General features: G+C 58.7%; 14 protein-coding genes. 4 read left to right on the top strand and 10 right to left on the bottom strand.

Annotated elements, in window-relative coordinates:
* Positions 1-50 precede the first annotated feature (50 nt).
* The 8 genes from iadA to CTT34_RS12905 form a co-directional block, all read right to left on the bottom strand.
* Positions 51-1,196, bottom strand: coding sequence for a beta-aspartyl-peptidase (gene iadA, locus CTT34_RS12940; RefSeq protein ID WP_159342789.1), 1,146 nt, complete (start codon positions 1,194-1,196; stop codon positions 51-53).
* Positions 1,197-1,286: 90 nt separating this feature from the next.
* Positions 1,287-2,084: a transporter substrate-binding domain-containing protein gene (locus CTT34_RS12935; RefSeq protein ID WP_159342788.1), complete on the bottom strand. Its 798-nt coding sequence runs from the start codon at positions 2,082-2,084 to the stop codon at positions 1,287-1,289.
* 339 nt (positions 2,085-2,423) lie between these two features.
* Positions 2,424-3,194: a transporter substrate-binding domain-containing protein gene (locus CTT34_RS12930; protein WP_159342787.1), complete on the bottom strand. Its 771-nt coding sequence runs from the start codon at positions 3,192-3,194 to the stop codon at positions 2,424-2,426.
* A 135-nt stretch (positions 3,195-3,329) separates the two neighbouring features.
* Positions 3,330-4,061 carry an ABC transporter permease gene (locus CTT34_RS12925; protein WP_159342786.1) on the bottom strand — a complete coding sequence of 244 codons (732 nt, stop codon included), beginning with the start codon at positions 4,059-4,061 and terminating at the stop codon, positions 3,330-3,332.
* A gap of 1 nt (position 4,062) precedes the next feature.
* On the bottom strand, positions 4,063-4,764 hold the full coding sequence (locus CTT34_RS12920) for an ABC transporter permease (protein WP_159342785.1): 702 nt from the start codon (positions 4,762-4,764) through the stop codon (positions 4,063-4,065).
* Between the two features lie 19 nt (positions 4,765-4,783).
* Positions 4,784-5,554, bottom strand: a complete 771-nt coding sequence (locus CTT34_RS12915; protein WP_089676064.1) for an ABC transporter ATP-binding protein — start codon at positions 5,552-5,554, stop codon at positions 4,784-4,786.
* 228 nt (positions 5,555-5,782) lie between these two features.
* Complete coding sequence (locus CTT34_RS12910) at positions 5,783-6,769, bottom strand: succinylglutamate desuccinylase (protein WP_159343795.1); 987 nt, start codon at positions 6,767-6,769, stop codon at positions 5,783-5,785.
* A 204-nt stretch (positions 6,770-6,973) separates the two neighbouring features.
* Positions 6,974-7,414: a hemerythrin domain-containing protein gene (locus tag CTT34_RS12905; protein ID WP_159342784.1), complete on the bottom strand. Its 441-nt coding sequence runs from the start codon at positions 7,412-7,414 to the stop codon at positions 6,974-6,976.
* A gap of 229 nt (positions 7,415-7,643) precedes the next feature.
* Between CTT34_RS12905 and wrbA the strand changes: the two genes are divergently transcribed.
* Positions 7,644-8,243, top strand: a complete 600-nt coding sequence (gene wrbA, locus CTT34_RS12900; RefSeq protein ID WP_159342783.1) for an NAD(P)H:quinone oxidoreductase — start codon at positions 7,644-7,646, stop codon at positions 8,241-8,243.
* Between the two features lie 95 nt (positions 8,244-8,338).
* Here the strand turns inward: wrbA and CTT34_RS12895 are convergent, their stop codons facing one another.
* The gene (locus CTT34_RS12895) at positions 8,339-9,412 is read right to left on the bottom strand and encodes a tartrate dehydrogenase (protein WP_159342782.1); all 1,074 of its coding nucleotides are present in this window, start codon (positions 9,410-9,412) and stop codon (positions 8,339-8,341) included.
* 131 nt (positions 9,413-9,543) lie between these two features.
* Here CTT34_RS12895 and CTT34_RS12890 point away from each other — a divergent pair, with 131 nt between their 5' ends.
* Positions 9,544-10,461 (top strand): LysR family transcriptional regulator, encoded by a 918-nt coding sequence (locus tag CTT34_RS12890; RefSeq protein ID WP_159342781.1) that lies wholly within the window; start codon positions 9,544-9,546, stop codon positions 10,459-10,461.
* A gap of 4 nt (positions 10,462-10,465) precedes the next feature.
* Here the strand turns inward: CTT34_RS12890 and CTT34_RS12885 are convergent, their stop codons facing one another.
* Entirely contained in the window at positions 10,466-11,026 is a 561-nt protein-coding gene (locus CTT34_RS12885; RefSeq protein WP_159343794.1) for a lipocalin family protein, read from the bottom strand.
* 159 nt (positions 11,027-11,185) lie between these two features.
* On the opposite strand from CTT34_RS12885, the gene CTT34_RS12880 reads away from it, so the two are divergent.
* Together CTT34_RS12880 and CTT34_RS12875 are read left to right on the top strand one after the other, a co-directional pair.
* Entirely contained in the window at positions 11,186-11,614 is a 429-nt protein-coding gene (locus CTT34_RS12880; RefSeq protein ID WP_159342780.1) for a secondary thiamine-phosphate synthase enzyme YjbQ, read from the top strand.
* Between the two features lie 42 nt (positions 11,615-11,656).
* On the top strand, positions 11,657-13,933 hold the full coding sequence (locus tag CTT34_RS12875; RefSeq protein WP_159342779.1) for a glycosyltransferase: 2,277 nt from the start codon (positions 11,657-11,659) through the stop codon (positions 13,931-13,933).
* Positions 13,934-13,936: the final 3 nt, after the last annotated feature.

Here is a 13,936-nt window from a genome sequence, read left to right as displayed (position 1 = left end):
GATAGTAAAGACCCGGTTTGGCTGAGCAAGTTCGCTGAGGGGATGGGGGATTAGCTGGCGCTGAAAATCGGTTTACCCAGCGCCCAAACATGATCAATGGCCCAGCCTTGTTCGCTTAGCACGATGAAATCCGCATCCGCGCCGGGCTGAAGGCGGCCTTTTTGGGGTAGCTTCAGGGCATCGGCCGCAGTGGTGGACGCACAGCGCAGCGCGTGCTCCATGCTGATCTGGTGGTCGTTGACGCACTCGCCCAGCACCTCGAATAGGCTGCTGAGTTTACCGGGTTTCAAGCCAATAAACCGGTGTTGATCATCAAATTCCGGCAGCGAGGCGTTGGCATCGGAAGAGAGGCTGAGTTGGCTCGGTTCGATCCGTGCTTTTAGCGCCCGCGCCACGGCTTCAGAAGCGGGTACTTCGCCACCGGCCAGCAGCTCCGGCGTGGTGCTGGTGGTGAAGTCGATGCGCCCGCCTTCACGGGCAAAGCGCAGGCCATCTTCGAACAGCGCGGCAGTACGGTTGATGTGAGTGGGGTAGAACTGCGCCAGCGGAATGGCGCTGTTTTTGGCGACCTGGCGCAGCGGCTCCAAGTGGGAGTCGGCGTCGCCGGTGTGAATGAACACGATGCCCGATTTGCCCGCGAGCAGCCCGGAGGTGCGGGCGTCAGACGCCAACCGTGTCAGCTCTTGGGTGGTGGGCTGGGAGCCGCGATGGTCGCTGATTGCCACTTCGCCCACGCCGATGAATTCCGGAATATACAGAATGTCGCTGGCCACCGAGCCGGTCAGCGTGACGGGCGGCAGCTGATAAGAGCCGGTGTAGGCGTAAGTGCTCAGACCGCCTGCCGCCAGCTCCCGCGCTTTGCCAATCAGGTTGGCGGGGGTGCGGGTGAGCGCATCGGTGCCCAGCGCGCCAATCAGCGTGGTCACACCCGAGGCGCAGGCGTCTTCCAGGCTGAGTTCGGCGGTGCGGTTGCCAAAGCCGCCTTCACCGCCGCCACCGATGTAGTGCACCAGTGGGTCGACCAGGCCGGGAATCACGCGTCGGCCCTCCAGGTCGATGGTCTGAATGAGCGTACCAAGCTGGTACGCCTCGCTGGTATCCAGTACCGCCGCAATGCGCTGGTCGGCGATCAGCAGGTGGCACAACCCGCGAGGTTCAGGGGCAAAGAGCTGGGCGTTTTTTACAAGTGTCAGCATGGGTTTCCCAGGAGAGTAATGGGCAAACGATAAGCGCCGACCTGAGGTCGGCGCTGGTGTTGGTATCGTTACGCTATTTAAACAGATCGCTTATAAGCGTACATCGTAGTTGAAGTAACGGTTCATGATCTCATCATAAGTGCCGTTCTCTTTGAGCGCACGCAGAGCCTCGTTAAAGCGTTCGGCGAGCGCTTCATCACGGGGACGAAATGCCATGCCCACGCCTTGACCAAAGATCTCTTCGGGCTGCTTGATGAAGTCGCTGATGCGCTGGAAATCGCTTTCCGGGGTGTCGATATCGATGGTGGCTTCGGCGATGGGGTAGTCCATAAAGGTGAGGTCCAGGCGGCCCCCCATCAGGTCAGTGACCACATCGTCCGCGCCGGTATAGCGACGGATCTCCAATACATCGCCATAGAGCTGAGTGACGTAGTTGTCCTGCAACGTCGCCCGCTGCACGCCAACGGTCAATCCTTCCAGGCTGGCACGGTCTTCGATATCGATTTCTTTATCGCGGGTGGTGATCCAGGCGCTGGGCGTGGTGTAGTACGCCTCGGAGAACAGCACCCGCTGGGCGCGCTCGTCGGTGATTGCCATGGAGGACATGATGGCGTCGTAGTTGCGTGCCAGCAGGCCGGGAATGATGCCGTCCCAGTCCTGCTCTACCCAGGTGCAGCTGACTTCTAAGTAGTCGCAGGCGGCGTTGCCTAGCTCGATTTCAAAACCGGTGAGCGTGCCGTCGGCCTCGCGGTACATAAACGGCTCGTAAGGAACATCGACACCCAGACGGATTTCGTCGTAGTCCCGCGCCAGTGCGGCAGTGGATACCAATGAAAGTGAAACACCTGCCGCAAGAATAGCGGCCACGGACAGCGTTGCATAACGCATAGTCAGTCTCCTGAAGCGATTATTAGTAGGTATGTGGGTGTTGCTTAATGCCAAGCGCCTGAAAGGGCGGCTACAGCATAGGGTGCGCTAAGCGCAGGAGTGCCGTGCGTTTCTCACGCATGGCAACGTTCACGCGCAGGGGCGTGAGTTGGCATGGGCATGCCAAAAGGAGGGTAGGGCTATTCGTCGAACCATTCGCTCAGGTAAAAACGGGCAATGGTGCCACGGGTACCTGGGCGAAGCGCATGCAGCGCGGGGGATAAGAGGCGGCGTGAGGGCATGATGGCGTCTCGCTTGCGCGCCTCCCCAAGCGGGGAGGCACACTTAAGCATCTAGCGCTTACTCTTCGCCGAAGTAACGGGCGTAGATTTCATCGTAAGTGCCGTCTTCCTGAAGCTCAGCCAGGGCTTCATTGAACTGTTCGGCCAGCGCTTCATCACGCTGACGGAAGGCAATACCGAAACCGTCGCCGAAGTACTCTTTCGGTTCGCTGATGCGCTCACCCACGACCACGTATTCGGCTTCTTCGCTCTCTAGCAGCGTGGACTGGCCGATCGGGAAGTCGAGAAAGACGATATCCAGACGCTGTGCTTCCATGTCCAGCACCATGTCGTCGGCGGTGGAGTAGCGGCTGATGTCAGCGACGCTGCTGAAGTTATCGGTGACGTAGTTATCCTGCAGGGTGCCACGCTGAACGCCGATGGTTTTGCCCGCCAGGGTCTCTTCGTTGGCTTCGCTGATGTCGAGGCTGCTGGGTGCAAACCAGGCAGACGGCATGGTGATGTAGGGGTCGGAGAACAGCACCTGCTGGCGGCGTTCGTCGTTGATGGTCATGGAGGACATGATGGCATCGTAGTTACGCGACATCAGGCCCGGAATGATGCCGTCCCACTCTTGCTCGACCCACTCGCAGGTAATGCCGATGCGCTCGCAAAGAGCGTTGCCCAGGTCGATATCGAAACCGGTCAGCTCGCCTTCAGCGGTGCGGTACTCCATGGGCTCGTAGGGAACGTCAACGCCAATACGCACGTTGTCGTAGTCGCGCGCTTGCGCAGAAGATGCCGCCGCAACGGCCAAGCCCAGCAGAGAAACAGTCAGTAGTTTTTTCATTTTTAAACTCCAAAAGAAGCAGGTTCACCCAAGGTGATCCCCTTTAACGTACCCCAGGTTGAGGTTGGCGAAAAGGGGGAGCCTGCATATAAACCAACGTTTGTTTTACGCTGGCGCGTGTTGGATTTGTTAGGGCTAGCCATTTAACGGCCGCAGATGGGCCAGCAGTCTTTTCTCCAAGAACCGGAAGAAGTACAAAATTGCGAAGGTCAAGCAGAGGTAGATCGCCGCGACGAACAGGAAGGCATCGAAGGGCGCATAAAAACGGGCATACACAAAGCGGGCCGCGCCGGTCAGGTCCATCAGCGTCACCACGCTAGCAATCGCGCTGGCGTGCAACATGAAGATGACTTCATTGCCGTAAGCGGGCAGCGCACGACGAAAGGCGCTGGGCAGAATGATCCGCCGCATCATTAGGCGTTGCGACATGCCGTAGGCGCGTGCAGCCTCGATTTCACCTTGCGAGGTGGCTTTGATTGCCCCGCGGAAGATCTCGGTGGTGTAGGCCGCCGTATTCAGCGTAAAGGCGATCAGGGCGGGGTAGAAGGCCTCTTTCAACACGGCCCACAGGAAGGTCTCCTGAATACCGTCGATGAACACCACGCCGTAGTAGATGATATAGAGCTGGATCAGCAGCGGCGTGCCGCGGAACACGTAGGTATAGAGATAGACCGGCAGGCTGATCCACTTGCGCTTGGAGCTGCGCATGATGGCCAGCGGCACCGCCAGAATCAAACCTGCCACCAGCGAGAGAAACACTAGCTGCGTGGTGGTCACCAAACCTTCCCAATAGTAGCCCAGCGTGGTGGGCGTAAAAATCAGGTTGTCTGCCAGCAGCTCATTGAACCATGCAGAGATATCTAGCATGTCACTGCCCCCCAAAGCCGATGTCGTAACGTTTTTGTAGCCGTGCAAAGATCCACTCGGATACGCTGGCGATCAGGAGATAAGCCAGCGCGACGGGAATTAGGAACACGAAAGGCTCGTGGGTCGCGCGGGAGGCTTCGGCGGCGACGCGGACCATATCGGTCAGGCCGATCACCGAGACCAGCGCGGTGGTTTTGAGCAGCACCATCCAGTTGTTGGAGAGGCCGGGTAGGGCGTGGCGCATCATTTGGGGAAAACGAATGCGCCGAAAGACCAAGCTACTGCTCATGCCGTAGGCTTTACCGGCTTCGATTTGGCCGTTGTCCACCGCCATGAACGCTCCCCGAAAGGTTTCGCCCATGTAGGCACCGAAAATGAAGCCAATGGTGAGCACGCCAGCGGCAAAGGCGTTGAAATTGATATAAATATCAATCTCATAGTTATAGTACAGCAGGTCGCTGATGGCGTTGACACCGATCTGGCCGCCGAAGAACAGCAGCATCATCAGGACCAAATCCGGTACGCCACGGATGACCGTGGTGTAGACGGTCGCCGTGCGGCGTAATAGCCAGTTACGCGACATCTTGGCGCTAGCGGTGAGAAGGCCCAGGACGATCGCCAGGATCAGCGATAGAACGGCCAATTGAACGGTGACGCCCGCCCCTTCGATCAGGCGGGGGCCGTAACCTTGCAAATCGAGCATGGTGTGCGTGCCTCGCGGATCAGTATTTGGGAGCCAGGAACTGCTTCAGGCGCGGTGACTGCGGGTTACCGAGCACATCGTCGGGCGCCCCTTGCTCTTCTACCAAGCCTTGGTGCAAGTAAATCACTTTACTGGAAACGTCACGGGCAAAGCTCATCTCGTGAGTGACCACGACCATGGTGCGTCCCTCATCGGCCAGGTCACGCATGACCTTGAGGACATCGCCCACCAGTTCGGGATCCAGCGCCGAGGTCGGCTCGTCGAACAGCATCACCTCTGGGTCCATGGCGAGCGCTCGAGCAATGGCACCGCGCTGCTGCTGGCCACCGGACATTTGTGCCGGGTAGGCGTTGGCGCGAGCGCTCAGTCCTACGCGGTCTAGCAGCGCATGGGCGTGCTCGATGGCCTCTTTTTTCGGCTTGCCGAGCACGTGAATCGGCGCTTCGATGATGTTCTCCAGCAGCGTCATGTGCGCCCATAGATTGAAACTCTGGAACACCATCGAGAGCTTGGCGCGCATCTGTACCACCTGTTTCCAGTCGGCGGGTTCGCGGCCATGCTTGGTGGTCTTGAAGCGGATTTGCTCGCCGTGAACGTACAGCTCGCCATCGTCGGGCTGTTCCAGCAGGTTCATGCAGCGCAAGAAGGTGCTTTTGCCTGACCCTGAGGCACCAATGAGGGTGATGACGTCACCTTTTTGGGCTTCCAGAGAGAGGCCTTTGAGGACTTCTGTATCGCCAAAGCGCTTTTTGATATTGCGCACTTCAAGGGGAGTAGGCGTAGCGGCCATAACTTAGGCTCCAGTACAGGGTTGCCGCAGCAGCAACGGATGAATCAATGTGCTTTCGGTGCGGCTGGCGCGAAAAAAGGGGCGATTCTATCAGGACTGTGCCAAATGCGCGTACTTTATCAGGGCGACATTGGTCTTGGTACGTTGCCGTGCGTCCTGACGGCCCCTTACGTTGTTGTTATGAAAGCGACTTTGTGACGCTAATCGGTTGTACGGGTGGTATGACGGTCACGTGATGGCATGACTTGGCACCACCAGCAGGGCAGCGCGTGCGCCGATGTCGACCTGGGCATTGGGAAACACGACGTGCAGCGGCGTCTCTTCTACCACGAAGTCGCCTGCCGTCGCATCTTTGGCTAAGCAGGTACCGGGTTCGAAGCGGCTGAAATTGGGCACGTCGTCGTCGAAGCAGAGGGTAAAGTCCTCCGCTTGGCGCATCAGCTCGTGCTGCACTTTGAAAAAGACCATGCTGTCGGCGGGCTGTTTCGGCGGTTCGTAACCCGCGCTGAGCGCGCTCAGCATACGCAACATTGGCGCCAGCGCCGCCATGTCGTTGGCACCGAACGGGGCGACGCGGCCAAGCTCGAAGGTAAACGCTTGAGCGTGGTGGTAATGCTTGCTGTAGTGGGAAAAGGTCCAACTGTGCTGATGCTGGTGAAGCACCGCCTGCATGTCAGCAGCGGCCAGCCACTGCCACTGCTCTGCATCGGTGGTCGAGAGCGCATAAGGCTCTACCACGAAACGGGTGTACAAGCTGCCACGAATGGCCGTGTGCAGGTCGTAGTGCAGCTTCGGCAGCGCATGATGGCGGGCAAAGAACGCATCCACGGCTTCCATCAACGCCCGCGCTCGATCGGGTTCGCTGCCCTTGTCGTCGAGGTCGCGTTTGAACAGCCGGTTGAGATTGGTGGTGATGAAGCGTTTTTGTGCTTTTAGCGCCGGAATATTGCCCAAGATCACCAGCACCGGCGCGCCTAGCTGCAGCGTGCTGGCTTCCAAGGCACTCAGCCAGTCGCCGATCAGTTCTACCGGGGCGGTTTCATTGCCATGAATGGCTGCAGAGAAAACGCAGGCACGGGCGCCGGGGCGAAGAATGTTAGGGGTGAGCTCCAGAATCCCTGGCCCGTGAAGATGATACGTGCCGCTTGGGAAGCGGCCGATGCGCGGGGTGGGGCGTTCCTCGTCGAGGGTCCAGTCGAGCCATTGGCCTAGCATGAAAGTGTCCTTGAGCATGGGCATTCGCTTTTTTATTGCTCCTACCTTTAACCACGCTCGCGGCTGTTCACAAGGGGAGGCGTCGTTCGCGTGAAAATGGCCGGTGGGATGATGAAAGTGGCCGGTACAAAAAAGCGCTCATGGCCCGTGGCCACAAGCGCTTTGTTCACCGGTGCGTATGAGCGTGTCACGCACGAGAGACGTTTAGCCTGCTCGCTGTCGCTGCATTTCCTCTTGGTACTCTTTGGCCAGCGAGGACTTTTGGTTCTCTTGCAGGCCACGACCTGCCAACTGAAAGACTTCTTGCTCCTCTTCATCGAGATGGTGCGTGACCAGATGCTGAAGCTGTTTGGCATGGGTGAGCCAGTGGCTAGCGCTGTAGTCGGTGTCGTCCAACAGTTCGATCAGTTCGTCGATCTCGTGGTGCTCGGCCACGCTGTGGCGCGCTTTCTCTTGGGTGAGGTCGATGTCCATCATAGGGATGTACAGCGCGCGCTCTTCGGCGTTAGCGTGATATTTCAGCTCGGCACGCACCTGTTGATAGAGCGTGTCGCGCTCTTCGCTATCGCCATGGGTCTCTACCAGGCGGGCCAGCAGGTCTCGCTGAATGTCGTGGTCTTTGCGCAGGGCTTCGAAAATCGTCATGCGGGACTCCTTGGCGTTATACGTGAATGAAACATACCGTAAAAACGATACAAGAAAAATTAGTGCCGAAGTGGCAAAAGCGCAAGGTCGGCGCATCGATGAAATCGAAGCGGGGCGTCGAAAACATTCGCTTTTCTCTACGCTTGATTAGGCTATGTTTGAATGAGTTTTCGCCGCCCGCTACGGGCAACCTGTCTGATGCTTGAATGCAGATGCAAAGGAGTGAGTAATGACGAAGGTACTGGTGCTGTATTATTCCATGTATGGTCACATCGACACGCTGGCCGCCGCTGTCGCTGAAGGCGCGAAAGGGGTTGAAGGTGTCGACGTCACGGTTAAACGCGTGCCTGAGACCATGCCGGAAGACGCGTTCAAAAACGCGGGCGGCAAGCAGGATTTCACGACGCCGGAAGCCACGCCCCAGGAGCTGGCGGACTACGATGCCATCATCTTCGGCACGCCGACTCGCTTTGGCAACATGGCCGGTCAGATGCGTACCTTCCTCGACCAAACCGGCGGCCTGTGGGCCAACGGCGCGCTGCGTGGCAAGGTGGCGAGCGTGTTCACCTCGACCGGTACCGGCGGTGGCGATGAGATGACCATTACGTCCACCTGGACCACGCTGGCCCACCACGGCATGGTTATCGTGCCGATTGGCTACGGCATCGAAGAGCAGTTCGATATTTCGAAAGTCAGCGGCGGTACGCCCTACGGTGCCGCGACGCTGGCCGGTGGCGATGGCTCCCGCCAGCCGGATGATCGCGAGCTGAAAATCGCCCGCTTCCAGGGTAAACACGTGGCTGAGATTGCCGCTAAGCTGGCGAATTAATCGTTAGCTAAAAATGCTAACCGAAAACGAGCAACGCCTCGCTGTTAATGCAGCGAGGTGTTGCTCGTTGTGAGGCGTTGTTTTTGTAGGGGAGATTAGCCGCCAATCCGCTCGGCAATGGCTTTGCCCAAGCTTTCCGTGGTGCCCTTGCCGCCTACATCGCGGGTGAGCACTTGGCTATCGCCTTCGCTCAGCACCGCTTCAATGGCATCGACCATGGCATCGCCCGCTTCTTTATAGCCCAGGTGTTCCAGCATCATCGCCCCAGACCAGATTTGGCCGATGGGGTTGGCGATGCCTTTCCCGGCGATATCCGGCGCGCTGCCGTGTACCGGCTCGAACAGGCTGGGGAACTTGCCTTCCGGGTTGATGTTGGCGGAGGGTGCAATACCGATGGTACCAGTGCAGGCTGGGCCTAAGTCGGAAAGAATATCGCCAAACAGGTTGCTGCCCACCACCACGTCGAACCAGTCGGGGTGCAGCACAAAGTTGGCGGTCAAAATATCAATGTGGAACTTATCTACCGCCACCTCGGGGTACTGCTTGGCCATTTCGGCTACGCGCTCATCCCAGTAGGGCATGGTGATGGAGATACCGTTGGACTTCGTGGCCGAGGTAAGCTTTTTACGCGGGCGGGTTTGCGCTAAATCGAAGGCGTATTTCAGCACGCGGTCTACGCCGGTACGGCTCATCACCGTTTCCTGAATGACGATTTCGCGCTCGGTGCCTTCATACATCTTGCCGCCGATGCTGGAGTACTCGCCCTCGGTGTTTTCACGCACTACGTAAAAGTCGATGTCGCCGGGCTTGCGGCCCGCCAGCGGACTTTTAATGCCGGGCATCAATCGGCAGGGGCGCAGATTGATGTACTGGTCGAATTGACGACGGAACTGCAGCAGCGAACCCCACAGTGAAATATGGTCCGGCACTTTTTCTGGCCAGCCCACGGCTCCGTAAAACAGTGCATCAAAGTCTTTGAGCTGCTCGAACCAGTCGTCGGGCAACATTTGGCCGTGTTCCAGGTAGTAGTCGCAGCTACCGAACTCGAACGTGGTGAATGCCAAGTCGATGTCGAAGCGTTTGGCGGCGGCTTCCAGCGCGCGGATGCCTTCGGGCATCACTTCGGTACCGATACCGTCGCCAGCGATGACTGCAATACGATGGGCCATGGGGGCTCCTTGTGTTGTTAGATGTCGCGAGAAAGGCAGGGCGTATTTGCTTGGTAGAAGTGTAGCGCCTGTTGGCGACGAGATAATCAGGCTACTATGCAAGCTATTGTTGCCTTAAAGTGAAGAATCCCATGATGCTGGATGACCTCGCCTTTTTTCAGCAGCTTGCTCGGGCAGGAAGCTTGACCGCCACGGCCCGTGAGTTGGGGCTGTCACTCTCGGCCGTCAGCAAGCGTTTGAAGCAGCTAGAAGCACGGCTTGGCGTGACGCTTGCGGCGCGTACCACTCGCCGCCTGACGCTGACTGCGGAAGGGGAGCGCTACCTTTCCCAAGGCGGTCTCATTTTGGAAGAGCTGCAGGCGTTGGAGAGTGCGCTGGGTGAGACGGCCAACCAAGCGCTGGCCGGTCGACTGCGGATCAACGCGACCTTTGGCTTTGGCAGGCGGCATATCGCGCCTCTGCTGTCGCGGTTTTGCATCGAGCACCCCGCCGTGGAAAGCTGGCTGGAGCTGACCAACTTTCCGCTCAACTTGAGCGATCACGGTTTTGACGTGGGCATTCGCATTGGTGAACCGCCGGATTCGCGTCTGGTCGCCAAGCGCATTCTGCCCAACCGTCGCGTGCTGTGCGCCTCGCCGGATTACATGGCCAGGATGCCGCCTTTGAACGCGCCGAGCGATCTTGCTCAGCACAGTTGTTTGGTGGTGCGCGAGAACGATAGCGACTTTCCGCTGTGGCGCTTCGAGCACCGGCATTCGTCGCAGCGTCAGGCGGTAAAGGTCAGCGGGCCGTTGGCCAGTAACGACGGCGAAGTCATGACCCGCCTAGCGCTGGATGGCCATGGCGTGATGCTGCGCTCCTGGTGGGATGTGAACGAGCATCTCGCCAGCGGCGCGCTGCGCACGCTACTGCCCGATTGGCAGGGCGTGCGCGCTGACTTTTACGCCGTCTTCGAACACCGCCGTCACGTACCGGCGCGCATCAGCGCGTTCATCGACTTCTTACAGCGTGAAATGGCGGGCCGGGTGCCCGCCTTGCCGAAGGGCTAACCGATCAGCGGCCAGGGCAGGTTTGATCCTGCACCACGTCGATCAGCTCGTCGGTGGGAAAGTCCAACTCGGCGGCGCGCTGGCGTAGTCGCTGCGCCACGTCGGGCTCTAAGGTTGGCGTACGGGCCAGAATCCATAGGTAGTCGCGGTTAGGGCCTGCCACCAGCGCCCACTGGTAGTCGTCATCCAGTTCGAGGACGTTGTAGCCACCGTAAAACGGGCCAAAGAAGCTGACCTTCAGCCGCCCCACGCTCTCGTCATCGATGAAGTAGGCGCGCCCCTCGGCTTCGTCCCAGGCTTGCTCCTCAAAGTTGTAGCCCCGGTTGATCACCTTCACTCCGCCATCGTCGCGCAGGCTGTAGGTGGCGGTGACGCAGTCCAGCCCCTCTTCAAAGGAGTGGTCCAGGCGGGCGATTTCATACCACTCGCCCAGATAGCGCTCTAGCTCGAATCCGGTCACCGGTTCGGTGCCCTCGGGAATGCCAGTGCAGCCCATCAAGAGAGTGCCGGTAGCGGCGATGGCTGCCAGCGTGGCCAGGTTCCTTGGCCGCGATGCGGGTGTCATCATCTTGCTCCTTACGGTGAACGATAAACGTTAAACCTATCAGGGTGGGCCACTGGACGCTATTTCTCTCACGGTGGCCCGATGCGGCAGGTAAATGAAATAGGCTATGGTATGTCTGTTACCGTATCCTCTGACAATGCATATAACAAAGGAGTGATTATGTGGCATCAACAGGAGATCCACTTACCGGAAATGCCCCGCGGCTTTCATCTGATAACCGACGAGATCGCCAGAGCGCTGCCCTGTTTGGCAGAGTGCCATCAGGGGTTGCTGCATTTGCAGCTCATGCACACCTCCGCCTCGCTGACCCTCAATGAGAACACCGACCCGGACGTTCGCCATGATCTAGATGCCTTCATTCGCCGGTTGGTACCAGAAGAGCTGAGCTATTTTCGCCACACCTTGGAAGGTCCCGATGACATGCCCGCCCACGTGGCTTCTAGCCTGCTGGGCACTCAGCTTAGCCTCGCGGTCCGCGATGGCCGCTTAGCGCTTGGCACGTGGCAAGGGGTGTGGTTAGGTGAGCACCGTGAACAGGGTGGTTCGCGCCGCTTACTGGCCACATTGAACGGCTGTACTGCGCCCTAGCGGCAGTCCATTGAATGACTTTTTTGAGATAAGCGCCCCGACATGCCTCGACGTCTTTTTCGCCTCTCCCGCCAGCGGTGGTTGAGGCTGTTTTTCGTATTGAACCTTGCGCTAGTGGCGGGGTTGATCATTCATCAGGTGTGGCTCTACGTCGCCGAACCCGAATTCGAGTCGCTGCACACGCGCGAAGTCGCCGAAATACGCGACCAGTTGGCGGGGCGGGATACCTACCGCTTTGCGGTGGTGGGCAACATCAATAACTCGGTGAACGTCTTTCAAGACGAAATCATCCCGCTGCTGAACCAGGGAGACATCGACTTCATGGTGTCGGCGGGCAATGCGGTGAGCGGGGGACAGCAGGAGAGCTATCAGGCGATCACCCACAGCCTCGAACTACTCAATATGCCTTACCTGCTGACCTACGGCGATAACGAAGACAGCGACTTCGGCAGCTACCTGTTTTATGACTACTTCGGCCCGCACTTCTACGCGTTCGTGGCGGGCAATAGCCACTTCATCTTTCTAGACGGCACCGGCAAATCGTCGACCTCCTGGCAGCTAGATTGGTTGGAGCGCGAGCTGGCCGCCTCTGACGCGGCCCATCGGTTCGTGTTCGTCGGCTTGCCGCTGCATAACGTCATTCAGGATGCCCCGCTGTTCGAAGAGGACAACTACCTCAACGACCCTCGGCTTGCCGAAGGCATCATGCGATTGGCCGAGCGCCATGGGGTCGATACGGTGTTCTCCGCCAATCTTTCGCTCTATGCCCAGCAAACCGTCAACGGGGTGAACTACGTCACCACGGGGGGCGCAGGTGGCCTGCTGCTGGATGCCGATGAGAGCTTCCATCACTACGTGGTGGTGGAAGTGGCGGGCGATAGCGTGGGCATCTCGCCCGTTCGTTTGAACGTCGACCGCCCCGGCTGGTGGCGTATGCTGAGCAGCGTGGGCTCGACGATTTATGCCTTCTTCTACGTCAGCTATCCACGGTTCTTGCTGATCGTTGGGCTGCTGACACTGCTGGCCATGCGCCTGTATCGGCTGATTTTCGAAGAGCGCGACTACTACCCCGATTTCGATATCGACCCCACGCCCTACCTGGAAAAAAGTCTGCGGGTGGCGATGGTCTCGAACAACTACTTTCCGTTTGTTTCTGGGGTGTCGGTTTCTGTGGAGCGGCTACGTCAGGGGCTGGGCGACCTTAACCACCGCGTTCAACTCCTGGTGCCGCGCTACCGGGAGTCGTGGCAGGATGATGACACCATTCTGCGAGTGCCAACGCTCATGGCGTTTGGTGAGAAGCGTGAGTTTCGCTTGACCAATCCGTTCAGCGCCCGTTTTCGCCGCTGCCTGCGTGCGTTCAAGCCCGATGTGATTCACGTGCATCATCCGTTCTGGCTGGGGTCGATGGGCCTGTGGATGGGGCGCAGGCTGAAAGTGCCGGTCATCTATACCTACCACACCCGCTTGGAGCACTACGCCCACTTCGTACCGCTGCCGGGGGCGCTATTTCGCAACCTGATCTCTCACTACCTGATCAAGCGCTTCTCCAACCGCTGCCAGGGCGTCATCGTGCCGACCTATTCGGCGGAGGAGTATCTGCGCATGATCGGGGTCAAGACGCCGACGCTGGTGCAGCCCACAGGTATCGATGCGGCGCGCTTTGCCGATGCCGATGAGGATGACGTGGCGTCGCTTCGTCAGCAGTTGGATATCGCGGCCAACGATACGGTGCTGGTGAGTGTCTCCCGCATCAGCAAAGAGAAGAACATCGGCTTTATGCTGGAAGCGCTGGCAGAGCTAAAGCGCCAGAGGAACACAGCGCTGCGCCTGCTGTTGGTCGGTGACGGGCCGGATCGTCAGGCGATTCAAACACAGATCGAAACGCTGGGTTTAGACGCGCAGGTGACCTTGGTCGGTGCCGTGCCGCCGGAAGAGATGGCGCTTTACTATCACGTGGGGGATGTGTTCGTGTTTGCCTCGACCTCGGAAACACAAGGTATGGTGATTCTAGAGGCCATGGCCGCTGGGCTTCCGGTGGTCGCCGTACGCTCAAGCGGTATTGATGACGTGGTGCGCGATGGCTACAACGGTTTTAAAACGCCGCAAAATCGCCAAAAGTGGGGGCAGCGTGTGGTGGAACTGGCCGAGGATGAGGCACTACGCGATACCCTAGGCAGCCAAGCAAAAACCTTCTCCGCTGACTACGATATTGCCAAGTTTGCCGGTGCCGTCGCGCATTTTTATGCCGAGGTGCTAGCGAAGCACGACTCTTCAGAGCATCCTTCACAAGAGGGCGAGGCCAAGCAACGTGGCTGACTG

The organism is Halomonas meridiana, from assembly GCF_009846525.1.
Taxonomy (GTDB): domain Bacteria; phylum Pseudomonadota; class Gammaproteobacteria; order Pseudomonadales; family Halomonadaceae; genus Vreelandella.
This window is presented reverse-complemented; position numbering and strand designations above follow the sequence as displayed.

Coding starts and splice junctions, on each gene's coding strand:
- iadA (WP_159342789.1), bottom strand. CDS start 1,196: ATGCTGACACTTGTAAAAAACGCCCAGCTCTTTGCCCCTGAACCTCGC.
- CTT34_RS12935 (WP_159342788.1), bottom strand. CDS start 2,084: ATGCGTTATGCAACGCTGTCCGTGGCCGCTATTCTTGCGGCAGGTGTT.
- CTT34_RS12930 (WP_159342787.1), bottom strand. CDS start 3,194: ATGAAAAAACTACTGACTGTTTCTCTGCTGGGCTTGGCCGTTGCGGCG.
- CTT34_RS12925 (WP_159342786.1), bottom strand. CDS start 4,061: ATGCTAGATATCTCTGCATGGTTCAATGAGCTGCTGGCAGACAACCTG.
- CTT34_RS12920 (WP_159342785.1), bottom strand. CDS start 4,764: ATGCTCGATTTGCAAGGTTACGGCCCCCGCCTGATCGAAGGGGCGGGC.
- CTT34_RS12915 (WP_089676064.1), bottom strand. CDS start 5,554: ATGGCCGCTACGCCTACTCCCCTTGAAGTGCGCAATATCAAAAAGCGC.
- CTT34_RS12910 (WP_159343795.1), bottom strand. CDS start 6,769: ATGCTAGGCCAATGGCTCGACTGGACCCTCGACGAGGAACGCCCCACC.
- CTT34_RS12905 (WP_159342784.1), bottom strand. CDS start 7,414: ATGACGATTTTCGAAGCCCTGCGCAAAGACCACGACATTCAGCGAGAC.
- wrbA (WP_159342783.1), top strand. CDS start 7,644: ATGACGAAGGTACTGGTGCTGTATTATTCCATGTATGGTCACATCGAC.
- CTT34_RS12895 (WP_159342782.1), bottom strand. CDS start 9,412: ATGGCCCATCGTATTGCAGTCATCGCTGGCGACGGTATCGGTACCGAA.
- CTT34_RS12890 (WP_159342781.1), top strand. CDS start 9,544: ATGATGCTGGATGACCTCGCCTTTTTTCAGCAGCTTGCTCGGGCAGGA.
- CTT34_RS12885 (WP_159343794.1), bottom strand. CDS start 11,026: ATGACACCCGCATCGCGGCCAAGGAACCTGGCCACGCTGGCAGCCATC.
- CTT34_RS12880 (WP_159342780.1), top strand. CDS start 11,186: ATGTGGCATCAACAGGAGATCCACTTACCGGAAATGCCCCGCGGCTTT.
- CTT34_RS12875 (WP_159342779.1), top strand. CDS start 11,657: ATGCCTCGACGTCTTTTTCGCCTCTCCCGCCAGCGGTGGTTGAGGCTG.